General features: G+C 56.6%; 16 protein-coding genes. 4 read left to right on the forward strand and 12 right to left on the reverse strand.

What is annotated here, in order from left to right; all coding sequences use genetic code 11:
* Positions 1-515 precede the first annotated feature (515 nt).
* The 7 genes from rsgA to AC3Y2E_RS30110 all read right to left on the reverse strand — a co-directional run bounded on the left by rsgA (position 516) and on the right by AC3Y2E_RS30110 (position 8834).
* Entirely contained in the window at positions 516-1592 is a 1077-nt protein-coding gene (gene rsgA / locus AC3Y2E_RS30080) for a ribosome small subunit-dependent GTPase A (protein ID WP_379217048.1), read from the reverse strand.
* Positions 1593-1643: 51 nt separating this feature from the next.
* On the reverse strand, positions 1644-1772 hold the full coding sequence (locus AC3Y2E_RS30085; RefSeq protein ID WP_379217005.1) for a hypothetical protein: 129 nt from the start codon (positions 1770-1772) through the stop codon (positions 1644-1646).
* Positions 1773-2005: 233 nt separating this feature from the next.
* Positions 2006-3646: a response regulator transcription factor gene (locus AC3Y2E_RS30090; RefSeq protein WP_379217006.1), complete on the reverse strand. Its 1641-nt coding sequence runs from the start codon at positions 3644-3646 to the stop codon at positions 2006-2008.
* Complete coding sequence (locus tag AC3Y2E_RS30095) at positions 3621-5471, reverse strand: sensor histidine kinase (RefSeq protein ID WP_379217007.1); 1851 nt, start codon at positions 5469-5471, stop codon at positions 3621-3623. Before AC3Y2E_RS30095 ends, AC3Y2E_RS30090 begins: the two co-directional genes overlap by 26 nt.
* A 124-nt stretch (positions 5472-5595) precedes the next feature.
* Complete coding sequence (locus tag AC3Y2E_RS30100) at positions 5596-6951, reverse strand: ABC transporter substrate-binding protein (protein ID WP_379217008.1); 1356 nt, start codon at positions 6949-6951, stop codon at positions 5596-5598.
* 100 nt (positions 6952-7051) lie between these two features.
* Entirely contained in the window at positions 7052-7885 is an 834-nt protein-coding gene (locus AC3Y2E_RS30105) for a carbohydrate ABC transporter permease (protein ID WP_379217009.1), read from the reverse strand.
* 13 nt (positions 7886-7898) lie between these two features.
* Entirely contained in the window at positions 7899-8834 is a 936-nt protein-coding gene (locus AC3Y2E_RS30110; RefSeq protein WP_379217010.1) for a carbohydrate ABC transporter permease, read from the reverse strand.
* 183 nt (positions 8835-9017) lie between these two features.
* Here AC3Y2E_RS30110 and AC3Y2E_RS30115 point away from each other — a divergent pair, with 183 nt between their 5' ends.
* Both AC3Y2E_RS30115 and ilvD read left to right on the forward strand, forming a co-directional pair.
* On the forward strand, positions 9018-9692 hold the full coding sequence (locus tag AC3Y2E_RS30115; protein WP_379217011.1) for a GntR family transcriptional regulator: 675 nt from the start codon (positions 9018-9020) through the stop codon (positions 9690-9692).
* Between the two features lie 42 nt (positions 9693-9734).
* Positions 9735-11426: a dihydroxy-acid dehydratase gene (ilvD, locus tag AC3Y2E_RS30120; RefSeq protein WP_379217012.1), complete on the forward strand. Its 1692-nt coding sequence runs from the start codon at positions 9735-9737 to the stop codon at positions 11424-11426.
* Between the two features lie 254 nt (positions 11427-11680).
* Here ilvD and AC3Y2E_RS30125 read toward each other — a convergent pair whose 3' ends face one another.
* Entirely contained in the window at positions 11681-12805 is a 1125-nt protein-coding gene (locus tag AC3Y2E_RS30125) for a Gfo/Idh/MocA family protein (protein ID WP_379217049.1), read from the reverse strand.
* Between AC3Y2E_RS30125 and AC3Y2E_RS30130 the strand changes: the two genes are divergently transcribed.
* The gene (locus AC3Y2E_RS30130) at positions 12762-13229 is read left to right on the forward strand and encodes an SGNH/GDSL hydrolase family protein (protein WP_379217013.1); all 468 of its coding nucleotides are present in this window, start codon (positions 12762-12764) and stop codon (positions 13227-13229) included. The two genes, AC3Y2E_RS30125 and AC3Y2E_RS30130, sit on opposite strands and share 44 nt — an antisense overlap.
* A 420-nt stretch (positions 13230-13649) precedes the next feature.
* On the opposite strand, the gene AC3Y2E_RS30135 is transcribed toward AC3Y2E_RS30130, so the two are convergent.
* Together AC3Y2E_RS30135 and AC3Y2E_RS30140 are read right to left on the reverse strand one after the other, a co-directional pair.
* The gene (locus AC3Y2E_RS30135) at positions 13650-15887 is read right to left on the reverse strand and encodes a right-handed parallel beta-helix repeat-containing protein (RefSeq protein WP_379217014.1); all 2238 of its coding nucleotides are present in this window, start codon (positions 15885-15887) and stop codon (positions 13650-13652) included.
* A gap of 138 nt (positions 15888-16025) precedes the next feature.
* Positions 16026-17375: an ABC transporter substrate-binding protein gene (locus tag AC3Y2E_RS30140; protein ID WP_379217015.1), complete on the reverse strand. Its 1350-nt coding sequence runs from the start codon at positions 17373-17375 to the stop codon at positions 16026-16028.
* A gap of 321 nt (positions 17376-17696) precedes the next feature.
* Between AC3Y2E_RS30140 and AC3Y2E_RS30145 the strand changes: the two genes are divergently transcribed.
* Positions 17697-18611 (forward strand): AraC family transcriptional regulator, encoded by a 915-nt coding sequence (locus AC3Y2E_RS30145; RefSeq protein ID WP_379217016.1) that lies wholly within the window; start codon positions 17697-17699, stop codon positions 18609-18611.
* Between the two features lie 92 nt (positions 18612-18703).
* On the opposite strand, the gene AC3Y2E_RS30150 is transcribed toward AC3Y2E_RS30145, so the two are convergent.
* Together AC3Y2E_RS30150 and AC3Y2E_RS30155 are read right to left on the reverse strand one after the other, a co-directional pair.
* A complete protein-coding gene (locus AC3Y2E_RS30150) occupies positions 18704-19417 on the reverse strand; it encodes a hypothetical protein (protein WP_379217017.1) in 714 nt (237 codons plus the stop codon).
* The gene (locus AC3Y2E_RS30155) at positions 19386-20654 is read right to left on the reverse strand and encodes a M48 family metallopeptidase (RefSeq protein WP_379217018.1); all 1269 of its coding nucleotides are present in this window, start codon (positions 20652-20654) and stop codon (positions 19386-19388) included. The genes AC3Y2E_RS30150 and AC3Y2E_RS30155 overlap by 32 nt, the downstream gene beginning before the upstream one ends.
* Between the last annotated feature and the right edge of the window lie 320 nt (positions 20655-20974).

Genomic DNA, 20974 nt, shown 5'->3' on the forward strand with positions numbered 1-20974 from the left:
TGTTTGAGAAGCTGGAGCTGGGTCAATACCGCATGCTTTCGTAGGTAATACAAAATGGAAGCCGAAATCCCTTCTGTAGCAATGGATTTCGGCTTTTATACTACACTAACTAGGAAAGTCCCGTTTGGGACTGCTATTTTGCCAATTGCGAGCACGTTTGTGGAAATAGAGGACGTTTCCCCCTCTTATTTCGGGCTCTTACCGGAAGAACCGGCGGTTTGCTCGCAAATAGCAGTCTTCAAAAGCTCTTATTCCACCGCCAACCTTGCAAACGCCAACAATAAGAGCTGCAGATCGCTCTTATGTCTACTCAACCCGCACGAGCCAAGCACCGGGGTCCCTGCAGTCGGATCAAGACGCCTCCGCATCCACTCCCCGCACTCCATCACCGTTAATTACCATAAAACACCATTCATTACTACTCATCACAACTAATTACAGCTAATTACAACTAATCACAACTCATTACCACTCATTACCATCCATCACCGTTCATCGCTGTCCATCACCGCTCGTCACGAATGATGCTTCCGCATGTCCGAGTGGAGCTTCTTCCAGCGCTTCTTCTCCTTCAGCTGCAGCGCCTTGTCCTCCTTGCGGGCCAAGTAGGCAAGCTCCCGCTGCAGCTTCAGGTAGCTGTCGTAGCGATCGGCCGGCAGCGCGCCGCTGCGGAGCGCTTCCTTTACCGCGCAGCCCGGCTCGTTGCCATGGCTGCAGTCGTCGAATCGGCACGCCGCCGTGAGCTCCTCGACGTCGCGGAACCCGTGGCCGAGCCCCTCGTCCGCATGCCACAGCTGCAGCTCGCGCATGCCCGGCGTGTCGATCAGGACGCCGCCGCCCGGCAGCGGCACGAGCTCGCGGTGCGTCGTCGTATGACGCCCCTTGTCGTCATCCTCGCGGATCTCCCTCACATTCATGATCGCTTCGCCGTACAAGGCGTTGACGAGCGTCGACTTCCCTGCACCCGACGACCCGAGCAGAGCGACCGTCTGCCCTTCGCCGAAATACGGCGCGAGTCTGTCCAGCCCTTCCCCTTCGGCTGCGCTGATCATATAGATCGGCACGCCCATCGCGACGTGCTCCGCCTCCGCCGCCTTCCCGCGTCTCTCGTCTTCACCGCACAGGTCCGCCTTCGTCAGCACGATGACCGGATTCGCTCCGCTCTCCCAAGCCAGAATCAGATACCTCTCCAGCCGCCTTACGTTAAAATCCTGGTTCAGCGCAGCAACCAGAAAAACCGTATCAACGTTAGCCGCCACGATCTGCTCATCTGTCACGAAGCCGGCCAGCTTCCGCGAAAATTTGCTCGTCCGCGGCAAGATCGAATGGATGATCGCCCGGTTGTCCGCTTCGCGGTACCGGACCGTCACCCAGTCGCCTACAGCCGGGTAATCGCCGCGCCCCTGCGCCTGGTGTCTCAGCTTGCCAGCCACCTCCGCCAGCATATCCCCCCGTTCCGTGTAGATCCGGTACATATGGGTATGCTCCAGCGCGACTCGGCCGAATCCGTCTCCAGGCTGCGCGGTCTCCCGAAACTGCCGTTCTCTTTCAGCCGTCCAGCCCAAACGATTCATATTCGTATTCATTTTCATATTCAATGCGGATTCCTCCCGAAATGAACGGAAGCGGCATCCGCCACGTCATCAAGCGCGATACATGGTCGGTGCTTCCGCCGTATTGATCATTTCCGTTCCGTTGCTACTACAATCCAACTTGTTCCCTGTATCCCCTACAAAGGCGCAGCCGCCTTTTCCCGCAATCAGCATGAACATATAACATCCATCCTTCCATAAGGAGCTTGAGCTCCAGATTAAATCATTTTCGAATTGGGGGAGCCCCCGGTAACAGGAAACCAACTGCCCATTCCCTGTACAAAAACAAAAGAGCCGCTGTTCAATCAGCAGCCCTCTCTATCATATTCCAGATCCGTCCCCCTTACACGGGACATCTTCGTTATATTCGTTTTTTCGCCGGAGACAGCACCTGCTCGGCGAGGCAAAATCAATCACCCTTTGCCCCCGTATTCCTTCGGGGTCACTCCGCAAAACGCCTTGAACAGCTTGACGAAATAGCTCTTATTGTCATACCCGAGCCGGTCGGCCACCTCGCGGACCGTATAACGGGACAAATCGAGCAGTTCCTTCGCCTTCTCCATCTTCGTCCGGGTTACGAAATCGACGAACGTCTCATTCGTTTCCTTTTTGAACAGCCGGCTGAAATAGCTGGCATTCAGGTGCAGATGGTCCGCTACCTCTTCCAGCGAAATTTTCCGGTGAATGTTCAGCTCGACGAACCGCTGCGCTTCGGCTATTTCCGCCCGCTGCGGCTGGCCGTAGATGGCCCCCATCCGGGATGCCGCCTCCCGCATCGCTTCGATCGTATAGCGGGTCAGACGGTCCAGCCGCTCGGCTTCCAGAAACGTCTGATGCAGCGCCTCCCGGGAGTAGGCGGAAGGGACATGCTCCATCGTTTTGAATTTCATATGCAGATCGAGCACCATCTTCAAAAACCATTCCTTCACCGCCTCGGGCGGATACCCGCCCTCCCGAATCCGGGCCGCCCAAGCGAGGACGACCGGCTCGATACGGTCCGTCTCCTGAAGCAGCACGACCTTGCGGCATTCATCCAGCGCCTGCGGGTACAAGGCGAATAGATCGTCCTGCGTAAAAACGGGCTCCGCCCAGTCGGCGATAACGCCCTCCGGCAAATAAAAACGCGAAGTCCGCCCATCCGCCAGCCGCTGCATATCGGAGCGAAGCAGAAGCGGGTCGGAGGAAGCGATCCCCATCATGCAAGTGACGGACAGCTTCAAATACGATCCGAGCGCATCCCTAATCCGTTTCAGCACCGATTCGACCCGGTACTTGCCGATCGTCCCCCCGCTGACGCCCGGGTCAGGCCCGAACAGCAGCAGCAGCTCGCGATGGGTGACGCGAAACGCGGCCACGTCTCCGCCGTAGCTGCGAAGCAGCTCTTCCGTTACGTTTTCTACGGCGAAGATGCAGTTGTCTTCCGAGACAAACCGCGCTTTCGCATCCGGATAATTGTCGACGACGAGCAGCACCGGCAGGACGGGCGCGCTGCCGAGTCGGATGCCGAACCCGGACGCTAGCTCGCGCCACCCGGCGATATCCGCTATCGGATGGTACAGCAGACTGCGGATGAACTGCTCCTTGCGAATCGAACGATTGTGAACGGACTGAACCTCCGAGGCCAGCATTTTCCCCGCTCCCTCAGCAGCTTCCCGTTCCTCCAGCCGCTTCACGACAGTGCGCAGCAGCTCTTCGATCGTAGCCGGGCTCACGGTTTCTTTCAGCACGTAATCGTCAACCCCGAGCTTGATCGCCTGCTGGGCGTATTTAAACTCATCGTGGCACGACAAGATGATGACGGACACGTCCGGCTTCAGCTTTTTTACCCGTTCCGTCAACTGCAAGCCGTCCATCTGCGGCATCCCGATATCGGTAATCAACAGATCCGGAGGCTCAGCGTTCACCGCATGCTCGTACGCCTTGGCCCCGTTCTCGAACGCGCCGGCCAGCCGCAGACCCAGCTTGTCCCAAGGAATCGCATGCCGCAAAAAATCGAGTACGGGCACATCGTCGTCGACGATCACCACGTTACGCGCCGGTTTCGGATTCGTCATCGGTATCGCTCTCCCCTCTCCGCTTCGCGGGAATGTGCAGCGTAAAACGCGTCCCTGCTCCCGGCCTGCTGTCGATATGGACCGAGAAGTCCGCGCCGTACAGCAGCTTCATCCGGTCTACTACGTTTTTCACGCCGATCCCCGTCAGCTCGGCGCCGCTTCGGGACGTATCGCCGGACGGACGGTCCAGCTTCTCCCGCAGCTCCCGCAAACGTTCGGCGTCCATCCCTTTGCCGTCGTCCTCGATCCGGACCAGCAGCTGCTCGCTCGACAACCAGGCCATAATCCGGATCGTTCCCTTGTTATGCTCCAGTCCGTGCAGGAAGGCGTTCTCGATCAGCGGCTGCATAAAAAACCGCGGCACCGTCACCGGCAGCGATTCGGGCGACAGCGATACGTCCAGCTCGATCGTTTCGTTGTGACGGAAATTCATCAGCTTGACGTAATGCAGCACCGTGTCCGCCTCTTCCCGGAGCGGGATCAGCTCATTGCTCCGGTTGATCGTCATCCGCAGCAGAACCGCCAGCGAGCTGATCAGCGCGGCGTTCTCCTCGTCGCCCTTCATCATGATCCGCATCCGGATCGAATTCAGCACGTTGAACAAAAAATGCGGGTTGATCTGCGCCTGCAGCATCTCAAGCTCCGCCTTCCGCTTCAGCGTCTGCTCCTCGCGCACCTGGACGATCATCTCCCCGATCCGGTCCAGCATCTGATCGAACGACCGGCCGAGCCGGCCGATCTCGTCGCTTCCGCTAATGTTCGAACGAACTTCCAGCTTGCCGGACTCGACCTGGGCCGCTACGCGTCCGAGACGGATCATCGGCTGGGTCAGCCGGCTCATCAGCGTGATCAGGATCGCCAAAAAGGCAGTAAGCGAAACGAGCTGTACGATCAGATTCGTCCGCTGCACATTCGTCACCTTCCCGACGGCGTCGTCGTACGGCACCGTGCTGACCAGCTCCCAATCGGCGTACGCCAGCTTATGCCGGAACAGCAGCGACGTCTCCCCTTCGATGGTCGCCATCGCCGACTGCCCCTCCGCGGGCATCAGATGCAGGTACGACACCGGCTTGCCGATCCGCTCCACCTCACGATGCGACAGCACGGTCCCCTTGGAATCGATAAGCGATATATCCTGCTTCGACACGTTCGAGCTGAACACTTGGCTGACGTGCTTCTCGCCCAGACTGACGATGATCGTCGCCAGCAGCTCCCCGTTATGGTTGCGAATCTGCCTCGCGATCGTAATGACGTAAGGGTTCTCCGTCTTGTCATACTGCAAATAATTGGCATGAATGCCGATCCAGAACGCATCGTAGCCGCTTCGTCCGGACAGCTCCGGATACCACGCCTCCCGCTCGAACGAGCGCGGATCGTACTCCGTAGTCGGATAATTCGTATAAAAGGTGCCGTTCGGCATCACGATGCTCATATGCATCCGCTCGTTCGGAAACGAAATCGCTTCCAACTTTAACGCCATTTTTTTGACATTCGCCACTTGCGAGACGACGTCCATCGGGCTGCCCGCCTTATAGGCGTTCCAGTTCTCCCTGACGATCGCCGAGATGTCCGCGTCAAACTGCAAGTAGTTCGTGATATAGATCATCTTGTTGACCAGGTTGGTCGCATACCGGTCCACAACTCCAAGCGAATCGGCGACATTGGTCGCCGCCTGCTCCCGCAGCACATCCCGGGTCAAGTACCGGGTCGCAAACAGCGTAAACAGAACGGGCACGATCAGGCATAGAATCGAAGTGACCAGCAGCTTGTGCCGAAGCGACATCTTCCATTTTCGAGTGATCCTGTTGATCCGGTTGCCGATCATGATGTGTGAACCCTCCAGGTGACTTCTATCTGACCAGTATATCAAACCTGCAAAGGAACGCCAGCACGACGACCCCCGAAACGCCGAGCAAGAGAGCGGACAACTCCGCTCCCTTGTGACAATCTTATTTCTTATTGGCGTTTACGAGCTTCTGCAGCCGTTCCTTGGCAGCCGCTATCGACTTGTCAATATCTTGCTGGCCGAGCAGCAGCTTCTCGACTTCTTCCTGATACACTTTATACACTTCCGCCTGATAAGGCAGCGCCGGAGGCAGGGTAACCGGCTTCGTATTGTTGAGCACGTACAGCAGCGATTCTTTGTCGATATTTTCCGGATTTTTCGTTGATTGGATAATCGAGTCCAGCAGCTTGCCGGAATCTTCCTTTTTCCAGGAGGTCATATATTTCTGCATAATCGACAAGCCTTCCGTGGAGAAAAACCGCATGAACTTATACGCTTCTTCTTTATGCTTGGACGTCGAAGCGATGGCCAAATAGTTGGAGGACGACATCGCATGGCCCGCCGGGTCGGACTTTTCGTTCCGCGGCATCGGGGCGAATACAGTTTTGAACGTCGACGGGAACTGGTCGGTGCCGCCCACCTCTCCGATCATCCACGAGCCCATCGCCATCATGCTGACGTTCTGGTTGAAATAAAGCGGCCGGTACGCAAGCTTCTGCGAGATCGCATCGGCGTAAGGAATCGCCGACTTGTCCACCATCTCGGAGCGCTGGCGGATTTCAAGCGATTTGCGGACGCCCGGATGATCCATATTCAGCGAGCCGTCGGACCAGACGATATCGTTTTTGCCAGGCTGGTTCCACATGCCCAGCAGGAAGAAGTCGGCCCAGGAATGGTAATATGTGCCGTACCGCTTGGAAGCGCCTTCGCCTTTGGTCATCTTTTTCGCATAGTCCAAATAATCGTCCCAGGTCCAGTCGATCGTCGGCACTTTCAAGCCCGCTTCGTCCAGATGGTTTTTGTTCATAATGACGAACCATTGGGTGAACGTTCCGGGAAGGGCGTAATATTTGCCGTCCAGCAGCGTGTCCGTTTTGTATTCGTCCGTGAATTTGAAGCCTTCCTTCTCGATAAAACCGTTCAGCGGCTCCAGCATGCCGTTCGCCGCACGCTGCGAATAGCTTCGCGCATCCGCCAGCAGGAACACGTCCAGCGGTTCGCCGGAAGCGGCCAGCAGGTCGATCTTTTTCGTCACTTCATCCGAGGTCGGCTCGGTCATGCCGACATAGTCGATTTTGATGCCCGGGTATTTCTCCTCGAACTTGGCGATGACGGGCGCCATCATCGTTTTGTCGAACGTTACGTTTTGCGCATGGAAGCGCACCGTTACCGGCGCTTTAACACCGCTTCCCCCGTCAGTCGAAGCGGGATTCGGCTCTTTATCACCGCTGCTGCACGCAGCTACCGCTCCGGCTGCGACGACGGTCGTCATTACGGCAGCGAATCGTTTTTTCCACATGGTGCTTTCCCCCTGTTTGCTCATATCACGGTTCTGTATGCATCATAGCATGGCTCGAATCCGGTTAAAGCCAACTCGTTTTACCCGTTTCGAAATATTTTTACCCTTTCACTCCGCCGAGCGAGATTCCTTCGATCACCTGCTTCTGCCCGACGATAAAGATGAGGAGCAGCGGCAAGATCGCCGATACGGAAGCGGCCATCATCAGCGAGTAAAATTCGCCATAGGCGTCCGCAAACTTCTTGATCCCGAGCGGCAGCGTGAACAGGTCCGGACTTTTCAGGAAAATGAGCGGATTCTGGTAATCGTTCCACGTCCAGATGAAGCGCAGGATACCGTATGTGGCGATCGCCGGCTTCACCAGCGGAATGCCGATGCGGAAAAACGTCTTCCAGTGGCCGGCGCCGTCGATTTTGGCCGCTTCCATATATTCGTTGTTGATGCCCATAAAAAACTGGCGGAGCATAAACGTGCCAAGCACGCTGAAGCTGTTCAGCAGCACAAGTCCGAGATGCGTATCGAACAAGCCGAGCTGGCGGTAAAAAATAAATTGCGGAACGAGAATCGCCTGCGCCGGAATCATATACGTGGCAAGCACGATCATAAACATCGCGCCGCTGCCCGCGAAACGGATCTTGGCGAACGCATAGGCAGCCATGCACGAGACGAGCACTGACGTAGCCGTCGTAATGACCGTCACCTTGATCGAGTTCCAATAGTACAAATAAAACGGATATTGTCCGGCCCATACGTCGGTGTAGTTTTTGACCGCTTGAAACGTTTCCGGAATCCAACGGATCGGATATTGGAACACTTCGGTCTCCGGCTTCATCGACGAGGAGATCATCCAGGCGAAAGGCAGCAAGAACACGATACCGAACGCCAGCATGACGATCGTAACTAGCAGCTTGCGGATACTCAGTTGTCGGACCATGATGACTTCCCTCCTAGTAATTCACCCATTTGCGCTGCCCCCACCACTGCACCAGCGTAACCGCGAAAATAGCGAGGAACAGGAACAAAGCCATCGTGGATGCGTAGCTCATTTTCAGATTAACGAACGCCGTCTCGTACAGATGATACACGACGACCGAGGTCGACCCGGCCGGACCTCCCTTGGTGAGCACCTGGATGAGATCGAATACTTTGAACGTGCCGATAATGCCTGTAATCATCAGGAAAAAGGTCGTCGGAGACAGCATCGGAAGCGTAATGAAGCGGAATTTATGCCATGCCTTCGCCCCGTCGATATCGGCCGCTTCATAGAAGTCTTTCGGAATCGACTGCAAACCCGCCGTGTAAATGATCAGATTGTACCCGATCGAGATCCAGACCATGATCATCATCACGCTCGGCAGCGCGAATTGAAGGTCAGCAATCCATTTCGGCGGGTCCGCGATCCCGATCGAGCGCAGAAACTCGTTAACCGGCCCGAACGACGGATGAAACAGCACCTGCCAGACGATCGCGACGGCTACGACGCTCGAGATGTAGGGCATGAAGTAGATAACTTTGAACATGTCCTTGAAGTAGACGTACCGGTTAATAATTACTGCCAGCAGCAACGATACGGCGAGCGAGATCGGTACGACGAGAATAAAGATCAGGTTATTTTTCAGCGATTTCCAAAAGATGTCGTCTGCAAACAATTTCTCGAAATTGGCGAAACCGACGAACTCGACTTTTTTGAACCCAAGCAAAAAGTTCCATTCGGTAAAGCTGAGCACGAACGATGCCAGGATCGGCATAATCATCAAGACGGTGACCCCGATCAGCATCGGCGCTATAAATACGTATCCCGTCAATGTTTCTTTCCACTGCTGCTTGCTGCGCTGCGGTTTTGTCCCCGCAACTGCAGCTGCGGCGGTCGGCTGTTGCTGCAACCTGTTCACCCTCCCGTTCCTGCGGATGTTTCTCCTGCTGTCTGTACGTCCCATTGTATAAAAGAGGGCGGCGTGTCCGATAGCAACGGCGATGACCGTTTTGAAAATATTTTTACTTTTGCCGCACCCTTGAATATCATATTCATATGCGATATATTGCATATAAGAGGAGATGATAACCGAATGCCTATTCCGCACAATTATTCGGCTCCTGCCCGAATGTCCGCCAAGGAGCGGGCTTTATCCCAATTGCAAAGATGGATCATCGACGGTACGTTCCAGCCGGGCGAGAAGCTGATCGACGCCGAGCTTGCCGACGCGCTGGGGGTCAGCCGGACGCCGGTCCGGGAAGCGTTGCAGCTTCTGGAAATTCAAGGCCTTGTCGAAATGCATCCGGGGAAAGATACGCGCGTCACGATGATCCGCAAGGAAGATATTCTGCATCTGTATTCGACGCTCGCCGCCCTGCACGGTCTGGCCGCAGAGCTGGCCGCGCCGCGAATCGTCCCCGCCCAGCTGGAGCAGCTTCGCGGAATCAACGCCCAATTCCGCGAAGCGATCGGCAGCGGCCAGCCGTACCAGGCGATGGAGGCCGACGAGTCGTTTCATAACCTGATCGTCGATATTTCCGACAATCCGTACGTCGCCTCGTTCAGCTCGTCGCTGCAGATTCATATCCGCCGGTTCAAGTACGTGTTTCTGAAGCAGCCGGTCGGGGCGACGTTAACTTCCGTTGACGAACACGAAGAGCTGATCCGTGCGCTGGAAAACCGCGATGCTGAGGCGGCGGCCGAGGCGATGAAGCAAAATCTGCTGAGACCGATGCGGGAGCTTTACGCACTGCTGGAAAACGAATAAGAGGCACCCCATTCCGCTATAAGCCATGAAAGGATGATCGACATGCCAAACAAGCCGGATCTGCGCATACGCAGTCACGTGATCAGCGAAGGCGTCAACCGCGTACCGAACCGCGCCATGCTGCGGGCCGTCGGCTTCCGGGACGAAGATTTCCGCAAGCCGATGATCGGCGTCGCCAGCACCTGGAGCGAAGTGACCCCGTGCAATATGCATATCGACGGGCTCGCCGTCCAAGCGAAGCAAGGAGTGCGCGATTTTGGCGGAGCACCGCTGATCTTCAACACGATTACCGTATCCGACGGAATCTCGATGGGGCATGAGGGGATGTTGTTCTCGCTGCCGAGCCGGGAAATTATCGCGGACTCGATCGAGACGGTCTCAAACGCGGAACGGTTTGACGGTCTGGTCGCGATCGGCGGCTGCGATAAAAATACGCCGGCCTGCCTGATGGCGATCGGCCGGCTGAACATTCCGGCCGTATACGTCTACGGCGGCACGATCCAGCCGGGGAAGCTGGACGGCCAAAGCGTGGACATCGTAACGGCGTTCGAGGCGGTCGGCGAATATCACGAAGGCCGGATCGACGAGGAGCGGCTCCATCAGGTCGAATGCAGCGTCTGTCCGGGCGCTGGCGCCTGCGGGGGCATGTACACCGCCAATACGATGGCGGCCGCGGCCGAAGCGCTCGGGATGAGCCTGCCCGGCTCGTCGTCCACTCCGGCAATATCACCGGACAAGGCGGCGGAGTGCGGCAGAGCCGGGCAAGCGGTCATCGCCCTGCTGGAGAACAACGTACGGCCGCGCGACATCATGACGAAAAAGGCGTTCGAGAACGCGATCACCATCGTGATGGCGCTTGGCGGCTCGACGAACGCCTTCCTCCACCTGCTCGCGATCGCCCACTCGGCCGGGGTCGATCTGACACTGGACGATTTCGAGCGCATCCGCCGCAAAGTCCCCCATCTGGCGGATCTGAAGCCGAGCGGCCGGTATGCGATGCAGGACCTGAACGAAGTCGGGGGAGTCTCCGGCGTCATGAAGCTGCTGCTTGCGCAAGGCTTGCTGCACGGCGATTGCCTGACCGTTACCGGGCGTACGCTCGCCGACAACTTGGCGGATGCGGCGCCGCTGCATGACGGGCAGACGGTCATCCGGCCGTTCGACGAGCCGCTCAAGCCGGACGGCCCGCTCGTCGTGCTTCGCGGCAATCTGGCTCCGGACGGGGCCGTCGCCAAAATGTCCGGCATCCGCAGCTTGCGCTTCTCCGGTCCATCGAAAGTATACGACAGCGAGGAGGCGGCGACCCGCGCCATTATGGACGGAGATATCCGCGAAGGGGACGTGCTCGTTATCCGGTATTGCGGGCCGAAGGGCGGCCCGGGCATGCCGGAGATGCTTTCAGTTACGGCGATGATCGTAGGCAAAGGGCTCGGAGGCAAGGTCGCCCTGCTGACGGACGGACGGTTCTCGGGCGGCTCGCACGGCTTCGTCGTCGGACACGTCGCCCCCGAGGCGCAGGAAGGCGGCCCGATCGCGCTTCTGCGCAGCGGGGACATCGTTACGATCGACAGCGGCACGCAGGAACTGACGATGCAAGTCGCTGCGGAGGAGATGGAGAAACGGCGCCTCGGCTGGGTGAGGCCGCCTCTCAAAGCATCATCCGGCGTTTTGTTCAAATACGCCCGTCTCGTCTCCTCCGCTTCCGCAGGAGCGGTTACGGACCGGGATGTGTGAGAAAAGCCTGCGGGATCCGAGTTATATCGATACCGTTGCCGCGTTAACCAATCCCGCCACAGGTCGACTTTATCATACGTAAAATCCAATACGAACAATAAGCCCCCTAGAAACTTTCAATCTACGGGGAGCTTATTGTTCGTGATTCCTGCGCAAGCCCGGTCCTCTACGTAAAGGCCGTTATTGACTCGGTCTTTACTCTCTACCATCGCGGATCGGCTTCATCCTTGTAAGGAATTGGGATGACTGTATACCTATGTAGTGCTGTCTTCCTGCAAGACGATTTCCCGTCGTGCATCCGAGGAATCATATATTGCCTGTATGATATGTGATGTCACAATGACGGAATCGATATTGTTCGTTGACCGTTCGCCTGTTTGCACACAGGTAAGGAAGTTGTCGATTTCGCTCTGGAACATATCTTCCGAGCGATATCTCGGCATCGTTTCCAGCAGTGAGCCGTCTTTCGCGCTGTACACAACAAAGTCTTTGCCGTACTGCAGGCGAACCCCTGCTTTGTCACCGATAAAATCGATGTATGATTCTTCGACGCCGATGTTTTGCGCCCATGCGCCATGGAGCGTAATGGTCGGTCCATCGGTTCTGATCAATGCCGTTACAGAGTCTTCGACATCATACGTCCCGTCCCTTATAGACGGTCCGGCCCACATATGGACGTATGCATAGTCGGCGATGTCTTTGCCCAGCCTGCTGAACGTTTGACCGGAAACGGTCAGAGGACGCGGATCGCCCGTGCAATACAGGACAAGGTCCAGATAGTGGACTCCTCTGTCGATCATCGTACCGCCGCCGGCAATCGCCTTCGTCGTAAACGCCCCGCCAAGTCCTGGAATGGAACGATGCGTCCGAAAGCTCGCATACACGTGATACAGCTCGCCAAGATCGCCGCCCTCGATCATCGTTTTGATCCGGTTCACCCCGGTATGAAACCGGTTGACGACCCCGATATGGAGTAACTTCCCGGTCTCTTGCTGGGCGCGCTGCATCTCCAGCGCTTCGGCATACGTGCGTGCAGCTGGCTTTTCACAAAGCACATGCTTACCCGCACGCAAGCAGTCGATCGTAATCAGGGCGTGTACGTTATTTGGCGTGCAGACTGAGACTGCCTCGACGTCCGGATCATCCAATATGATCCGGTAGTCCTCGACAGCGATGCCGCAGCCGAAATCGCGAACCGCATTCTCGGCGCGTTCCTTTTGGGTATCGCAAAAATATTTGATCTCTGCATGATGATTGGCCAGATACGCCTTGATATGTTGACTTCTGGCAATCGTTCCGCAGCCGATTACGGCAACTGGCAGGAGCGGCTGCTCGATGACCGCTGGCGGAGACCGGGACTTAGGGGCGACAGTACACATCGGCAAAACAATTGATCCGGGGCTCGACTATGTTACGATTTTCGCGGGAACGAACGACTTCCGGCTCGATAAACCGCTCGGAACCCCTGATTCATACGAAATTAATAATTTTTACGGAGCCTACCGGTCACTTGTCGAACATATTTTGACGAACAACACCGCCTGTCGTTTGAATTTATGGACTCCTCTGCAGCGGGACAAGGACGGCTTCGATACCATATCGGTGAACGCGGCGGGATGCCGACTACTCGATTATGTGGAAGCGATTCGGGACATCGGGCTTCAATACGCGCTTCCGGTTCTGGATTTGTACAGAGAAAGCGGCTTTACGAAGCTGACGCTGCCGCTTCTGACGGACGACGGCCTTCATCCGAACGAAGGGGGATACGCCCGGATCGCATCCTGTCGAGGATATAATCATTGAAAGAGCGGAAGAGTGGGGATTATTCCGCTTGCGTGGGCCGACGCGCTGAAGAAAAATCAGCCGGATGTGAAGCTTGTATACACATCGGCGCTCAAAGGGAAAGACGGTGATGGGATGGGGAGGCACCTAGATTGGCCTCCCCTATCCTGTACATCGTTTACGGATCATACAAAATAAGTGCCCAGAAGGAAAATCCCTTCGATTTTCGATTCAACGACCATTATTTCAAGAAAGCAAGGGAGCGAAATGTAGCCCGTTCAAAAACAAGCGCATACATAGTATCTAAAAAGCAAGGCATTCGGAACGCCACCGAACATTGCCTTCTTCCTGCATTGGCTTTAATCCGGATCCGCAGGCTTTCACACTTTAGCATATGTCGCTCAGAAAGCACCACCGGACAACAATAATTGACTATCGTCCTTAAACTCCGATTTTACCAAACTCTTCGAATACGGCAACGGTATCGATAAAACTCCAGACGACGGCGCCGTCGGACGCGCTGCCTGATGTGTGAGCCGGAGCGGCCGTCCCGGTCGTTCCGGCCTGGACCGCTTCGTACACGTTGCCAGCAGCCGTCCGGCGCTCACCGGCAGAGACGGCTTGGCCGCTCCCCCATGCCGCTGCTGCCGTATCGATGCCTTTAGTTATACATATACGGCCTTCTCTGCCGCCAGAAGCCGGCGTATCATAGTAGATCCTGTCGCCTGCCCGGACGGGCAGCTCCGTCGGCAGCACCCCGCCTGTGAGCTTTCGCACCAGATTGACGTTCGAGAGACGGTTCGAGTTGTCCGCCCCTTCCACCTGATTGTGCTCCAGCAGCAGGTCGTTTCTTTTGCCGCTTATCGCCGTGCCGGACGGACGATGTACGGAGTAGATCGCGTACGTGGAAGGACGGACCGCCGGACTGTATACTTCATCGGTGTGCCACTCGGGCAGCGTTTCGCTCGTTTGAATCACCGTCCAGCAGTCGGCGTTTACACCCGGCTTCGTTTCGCCTGAGGACAGGTGACGTTTCTTCGCTTCATATTTGATTCCTTGAAGAACAACCCGATCAGACACGGGGTACCGGCAGACGACCGTATTGCCGGAGACGGAACCCGCTACGTCGTCGATATAAAGGTCCGCGAAAAAATTCGCCGCAACTCTATTGCCGGTACAGCTCACTCCCCGCAAGTAGCGGATATTCAAGCCGGCTCCGCCGCACAGCAAGATGGAATTCGCAGAGACGACGAGACCGTGAGGCAAAAAACCGGCGTTGTAAGCCGCCCCTATACAAGCGATGCCGCTTCCTTCGGCTCCTTCTATGCTGTTGCCGGTAATCGCGACGTTGAGCCGCGTGCTCGCCCGGGTCACGAACACCTGCGTATAACCGATCCCGACGCCCAATGAGCTGGTCTTGAACGAATCCGGGTCGCCGCTGTTGTCCAGCAGTTGCCTTTTCACACCTCTAATATTGTTCGAGGCTACGGTAATATCCGTATTCCATCTCGCGCCGACGCCCGTCGAGCTGATCAATATGCCGTATTCGTAACAGCTTACGATGACGTTGCCGGTCGCGTTCACGTGGGCGTGCGCGATGCCGATTCCTCCCCCGTAGATGAAGCCGCATTCCCGGATGTAGTTGCCGGTTACACTCGTATTAAAGCCGTGCGTCTGGGCCAAATAAATCCCGTTTTTGCCGCACCGCTCGATATGATTGCCGGTTAAGGAAGCTTGGCTGTGGTTGTTCACGACAATTCCGTTGCCCGGTGAATGGACGAGCCGGCAATTCTGGATGCGGATGGTGCCCATCTCATGATCGGCATTGGCATATTTCCCGATAATGTAGATGTTCTGATAGCCGAGCGCCCCCGCGTTGCCCCCCTGCCGGTAGACCGGATCGCTCATCACGCCTTGCATCTGCTCGTTTCCGTCGACATGCAGACCGATGATATCGATATCTTTGATCCCGTTCCCGAGTACGACGCTGTTCGACGTAACTGCGGAGCTTGGAATAACGCCGTCGTCGCGCTTGAATCCGCCCGGGCCGAGCAGCACGAAGCCGTCGTATACCTGGATGCCGTTTACCGTGTATAGGCGATCGAACACGATAACCGGACGTCGGCCCGCCTGTTGATCGGACCAAGCCTTGGCCGCATCCAGCACAGACTGGACGATGACCTGCTCGTTGCCTTGTCCGACCGCGCCGAAGCTTTCGGGAACAAACTCGTGCTCGCGTTCCTTCACCCTGACCCAGCAGCCGCTGCCGGACGGATTCGTTTCCCCGCTCCCGCTCAGGAACGAAGGCAGCCCGGCCGTCGTTCCATCCCAGCCGGCCGTCGGACTTATCACCGTTCCGCCGTTATGGGCCGACTTGGGGATGGCCGGGTCCCAATACAAGAGGCCGCCCCCGGCGCCGCTGCCCGCACGATATTCGATCAACGAAACCTGCTGCCCGTCATGCGCTCCCGTAAAACCTAGCAAACTCATCATGTCGTGGAAGCATAAAACGGGCTCGACGACACTGTGTTTCGGCTTCTTCTTGGACTCCAAGTATACGCTTTCAATTACGGATGCATGAGACTCTGCCGGTCTGCCGTATAAAAAACCGACCGATGCGGCCCCCGCCACTCCCATCGCAGCCAGCATCTGTCTGCGGCTTACCCGATTGTCGGCCATCCAAACTCCTCCTCGGCTTTTTCGATTATGGATCATTCCTCCGCACTCGTGCCGTCGTCCCTTCCGTTCCGTTCCTGTACAACAAATGCGCTCCCGCCGCAACCCGGGCCGTTTTGCGGCACGGCGGCAAGCCGCCGGTTATTTCTTTTTCTCATCGATTAATTTATTCGCCTTCTCCTCCGCATTGCGAAGCGCGCTGTTGATGTCGGCGTTGCCGTTTAACACTTCGTTGCCCGCCCCGATCATTTCGAGAAGAGCCAACCGGTTGAACTTGTTCGTGTAGGGCAGTTCAGCCATCTTATGTTTGTATACCGCCGCTGTATTCCGGCCTTTCAGGATGTCCAGCTTGGTGCCGAACGCCTTTTGGATATCGGGATCGGACAATACCGTCATTTTCCCGTTCTCCGACAACAGCGTCTGAGCCTCCTTGGACGACATCAGGTGCGCAACCGCCGCGAAGGCGTGGTCTTTGTGCTTGCTCGCCTTGGACACCATAAAGTACAGCGGCTTATTGGAGCCGGAGATGCCGGGCTTCTCCTTGAGCTGAGGCATGGAAGCGACGTCCCAGTTGATCTTCTGGCCTTTTTGCTCCGCCGTATCGAGCAGGTTCACCATAATATTGAAGCTTTGCATGAGCGACGCGAGCGTCTGCTTTTGATAGAAATCTTCATTCGTCAGCTTCGTATTACCCGGAATGCTGTTGATGTCCTGCAGCAGGGCAAGCGACTTTTTCCATTCGTCGGATTGAAACGACGCTCTCCCCGTCTTCGGATCAAAAAGCGACAGTCCCCACTGGCTGCCGGTCATCAGCAGATTAATCGTCCGGAACGCGGAATACTGGATACCGCCGTCCACCCTCGACAACCGCTTGAACACCGCGATCGCCTCGTCCCACGTCATGTTGTCCGTCGGATAAGGAATCCCGAACCGGTCGAACGCGTCTTTGTTGTAAAACCACATCATCCGGTCCGAATAAACCGGGAGGGCGAGCAATTCACTGCCGGATCCGATCGATTTGCCGCCTTCGAGTACCTGCGGGTCCACCCGTTTCAAGTCGACGGAAAAACGGGCTGCATACGTGTTCAGGTCCAGCGGAAAATCGTAATCCAGCAATCCCGCCAGATTCGGATGGTCGGTAAAGACGATATCCGGCGTGCTGCCGGCCGATATGAGGTTATCCAGCACATTGCCGCTGCCTTTCGTAAAGTCCAAATATTCCAGCGTAATGTTCGGGTATTTTTTGCGCAGCGGCTCTGCGAAATATTTATCGAATTCCGCCTGCTGGAACGCCGTATTCCAGTTGTTCACCTTCAACGTTACCGGCTCGCTGCTCAACTGCTTCTGGGCATCCGCTTCTCCCGCTTTCGCGGCCTCGCCCGGCAATCCGGCAGTCCCGGCCGGTTCCGCCGAATTTCCCGAGCATCCGATGACGGATATCCCTAGCAACAGCAGCGCCAAACTTGATTGGATTGTACTAGTCTTTTTCATAGGAACCCCTCTTTCTTTGTGTTTATTGTGAAAATTTTCACTACAATTGAAGCGATAACTCGCTGCTTTCGCGCTGTCGCGGACCGAGCCTGTGCGCGGCAAGCGGCACATTTTCGACGGTGCTTCGGAGGCTGCGTGCCTCCAACTTTCCGGCTGAGCAGGAATGACTTGCGGATTCGCTCTGTGCCGGCTTCCTCCTCTGTCCATTATTTCGTTTTCAGCACCCGGGTTCTCCCCTATAATAAACTTAACTTCATCCTTTTTTCTTTATCCAGGAAGACGATTCTTTTGCCAAATCGTACAGGGGGGGCTGGCCGCGAAATGACTTTTCCAAAATATGATTTGCGCATTGAGCTGTCCATTCAGCAGATTGTCACTTTTTACTATATGGAGCTCCCCAAACATTTCTGGACGCCCGGAGAAAGTCACGACTTCTGGGAACTATGCTACGTCGATAAAGGACACTATGAAATCGTAAGAGGCACCGAACGGCTCGTTGTCGAGCAGGGGGATCTGCTCTTGTATGCGCCTAACGAATTCCATGCAGGACGGGCTGTAAACAATACGGCTCCGGCGATCATCATCGTCTCCTTCCACTGCGATAGCCCAGCCATGCGCTCGCTGGAGGGAAAGACGTTCCGTCTGAACGAGGACGAGAAGCAGCTGCTTTCCAGACTGGTGGAGGAAGGCCGCGAAGCCTTCGATCCTCCCGTCGACTCGCCCCGCATGCACCGGCCCTTCCAAAGAGCGTCAGCCGCCTTCGGCAGCGAGCAAATGATCAAAAATTTATTGGAAATCCTGCTCGTAGGGCTAATCCGCAAAGGCGAGATCCGGAGACCGCCGGCCGAACCGGAATCGATCTCCGCCGCCAACTACAACCACGCACTCGTCGAACAGATTATCGACTATATGAAGGACCATATCGGAGAAAATCTGAATATCCATCAGCTATGCGCCGCCTTCGGCGTCGGCCGGACCCGGCTCATGACTCTGTTTAAGTCCGTCACCGGCCTGGGGACGATGGCCTATTTTAACAAGCTGAAAATTGAACATTCCAAGTCGCTGATGCGGCAAAATGCGTTTACGATGACGGAATTGTCGGAGCGGCTCGGTTTTGCCAGCGTGCATCACTTCTCCAGAACGTTCAAGAAAGAAACTCTCATGACGCCGACCGAGTACGCCCGCACGGTAAACGCAAGAGCGCTGCGCAGAGCTTCCGACGTGTATCCCGAGTAGGACCGGGCCGGATCGTGCAGCAAAAGCGGCAAGACAAAACAGACGCTTCCATCCCCGCTCCAGGCGGTTTTGTAAGCGTCTTAGCTTTGGGTTCAGTCTTCCGTCCAGCCTTCCAGCATCTTCTCCAGCACCAGATCCAGATTCGAGCGTCCCTCCGCGCTGTGAAACGGCTCATAATCGCGAAAATAATCCGCATGACCACCGAGTACCGGTACCGGAATTCGTTCCTCCGGGGCAAACTTGAGCGGATTCCAGCGCGGTATACCGACAGCACCCTTCTCCCAGCCTCCCCAGCTCCCGATCCGGGTGATCGGATCTTTCCCCGAACCGTTCGCCTTCGTCGCGTAGAGGTAACGGACCCGGTCGCGCATTACCGGCGGTATAGCGAAGCGCGGGCAGCCGATCTGTACAATCCGTGTCTGGATCGCCGGCAGGCGCTCGTCCAGCAGCGAAGCGGCATGCACCGACGCCACTCCCCCGCCGCTATGGCCGATAAACAGCAGGATGTCCGCCTCATCGCCGCTCCCGACCTCGCTCAGAATTCGGCCTCCCCCGATCGACCGCTCGTAGTTCCCGGACCGGAGCGTCATATCCCGGTACACTTGGCGGATTTGCGGCAGCAGCGGGCTGCTCCAGTCCCCGTAAGGAAAAAGCAGCCCGGCGCCGACCACGTCCAGCTTCGGCTTCCGCTCCAGGACGTCCACGACCGCCTTCAGCACTCCCTCCATGAAATTCGGAGACGTATACACGCCCGCCGCAGCGTAAACGGCAGCTTTACTTTTGTACGGTATCGAAAGCTTGCGCATCGGCGATCCTTTCCAAAGCGCTCGGATGGGACGAGCGAAACCATTTGACGATCAAGGGGGGATCGACCTCATCCAGCGTCGCCTTGGACAGCTTCTGCTGCATGCTGACCGCGCCTCCGGCATGGCCGATCAGCTCCATCGCGTACCGGTCGGCCGCGCTCTCGGCCTGACGGGAGACGGCATTTGAGAAGGGCAGCGATACAAACGTCAGCACCGACATCAGCAGCAGTACGAGCGGCAGCATGGCCGCTTGACCCGGCTGGTGAATTCCCCATCGGCCGCCCCATCTGCGGATGGCCAGCTTGAGCACATAACTGCCTAGCCACAGCATGACCAGCGACGCTCCTACCGCTCCCAGTGCGCTCCATTCGAGATGGCGCATCACATAATGGCCGATCTCGTGTGCGACGATCTGCAAGATTTCCTCTTCATTCAGCCGCTTCAGCGTCGTATCCCAGATCACGATCCGCAGACTGGAGCCGATACCGTCGACGTAGGCGTTCAGCGCGTTCGTTTTGGCCGACATATCGACCTCGTACACCCGTTCCGCCGGTATGCCCGCTTCGGACCCAAGCTCCATTATTTTCTGCTCAAGGACCGGATCGGACAACCGGGAGAACTGATTGTACAGCGGGTCGATCACAACCGGCTGAATATACATCATAAACAGCGTGAATGGAATCGACAGCAGCCACAGCTTCAGCCACCAGCGTCCGCCTCTGCGGATAAACCAAAACGCGACGATGGCGACAAGCAGCGTAACGAGCGTATCGATTCCGGTCGCGACGAGACGGTCGCGCATCCATCCTGTGAACGGCTGGGTCGAAATATCGTTGCTTCGCGACAGCATATAGCTCGTATAACCCAGCGGCAGTCTGGCAACGAATGCGATCGCGCTGACGAAAACGGCGATGACGGCAATCCGTGCTGCGAAGGGCAGCTTTTTGCGTTCCAGCATCCGCTCCCAGCGCGACGCGAAGCCGCCGAACAGCAGCACGAGATAGACGCCCCAGATCCACGGGTACGAAACGAAAAAGATCCAGTTCCGCTGGGCGGAATACGTTTCGCTGGCCCGCAGTTCTTCCGCCGACATAAATGTAGCCGGGTCGGCCGGCGTCCCCTTGTATATATCCGGCACCGTGTTGGCGGACGCATACCAGAGGTAGAAGCCGACAGCCACGGCATACAGGGCGAAAAGCGCGTAATACCAACGAATAAACTTGCCGGAATTTTTCAATGGCGATCGCCCTTTCCCGCATTTTTCCTACGCTAATCATAACATTCCTCGGGCCGAACCGACACATGCAGGGTGCGAAAAAAAGACCGCTGACAACCCACTGGCAGCCCCGGCCGTTTGCCCAGTGTGATTTTTCATAACATCCACAGCACCGAATCCGTTGGCAGCGCATATTTTAACCATCGAGAACGTGTGTGTTCGCGGATTGCGGCCCCCGTGGTAGGTATGCCGCCTTTATTTGCTCGAAATAGCTGATAGCGCTGTTGGTTATTTTTATGGGGCTGGGGACTGGGTAGGTGGGGGTTCGGATGGTTGGGTAG

The organism is Paenibacillus sp. MAH-35, assembly GCF_058135425.1.

Excerpts from the sequence above, each read along its gene's own strand:
- AC3Y2E_RS30100 (WP_379217008.1), bottom strand. The coding sequence starts at position 6,951 with ATGTGGAAAAAACGATTCGCTGCCGTAATGACGACCGTCGTCGCAGCC.
- AC3Y2E_RS30140 (WP_379217015.1), bottom strand. The coding sequence starts at position 17,375 with ATGAAAAAGACTAGTACAATCCAATCAAGTTTGGCGCTGCTGTTGCTA.
- AC3Y2E_RS30130 (WP_379217013.1), top strand. The coding sequence starts at position 12,762 with ATGACCGCTGGCGGAGACCGGGACTTAGGGGCGACAGTACACATCGGC.
- rsgA (WP_379217048.1), bottom strand. The coding sequence starts at position 1,592 with ATGAAAATGAATACGAATATGAATCGTTTGGGCTGGACGGCTGAAAGA.
- AC3Y2E_RS30090 (WP_379217006.1), bottom strand. The coding sequence starts at position 3,646 with ATGACGAATCCGAAACCGGCGCGTAACGTGGTGATCGTCGACGACGAT.
- AC3Y2E_RS30145 (WP_379217016.1), top strand. The coding sequence starts at position 17,697 with ATGACTTTTCCAAAATATGATTTGCGCATTGAGCTGTCCATTCAGCAG.
- ilvD (WP_379217012.1), top strand. The coding sequence starts at position 9,735 with ATGCCAAACAAGCCGGATCTGCGCATACGCAGTCACGTGATCAGCGAA.
- AC3Y2E_RS30095 (WP_379217007.1), bottom strand. The coding sequence starts at position 5,471 with ATGATCGGCAACCGGATCAACAGGATCACTCGAAAATGGAAGATGTCG.
- AC3Y2E_RS30115 (WP_379217011.1), top strand. The coding sequence starts at position 9,018 with ATGCCTATTCCGCACAATTATTCGGCTCCTGCCCGAATGTCCGCCAAG.
- AC3Y2E_RS30085 (WP_379217005.1), bottom strand. The coding sequence starts at position 1,772 with ATGTTCATGCTGATTGCGGGAAAAGGCGGCTGCGCCTTTGTAGGGGAT.
- AC3Y2E_RS30150 (WP_379217017.1), bottom strand. The coding sequence starts at position 19,417 with ATGCGCAAGCTTTCGATACCGTACAAAAGTAAAGCTGCCGTTTACGCT.
- AC3Y2E_RS30125 (WP_379217049.1), bottom strand. The coding sequence starts at position 12,805 with ATGTGTACTGTCGCCCCTAAGTCCCGGTCTCCGCCAGCGGTCATCGAG.
- AC3Y2E_RS30135 (WP_379217014.1), bottom strand. The coding sequence starts at position 15,887 with ATGGCCGACAATCGGGTAAGCCGCAGACAGATGCTGGCTGCGATGGGA.
- AC3Y2E_RS30105 (WP_379217009.1), bottom strand. The coding sequence starts at position 7,885 with ATGGTCCGACAACTGAGTATCCGCAAGCTGCTAGTTACGATCGTCATG.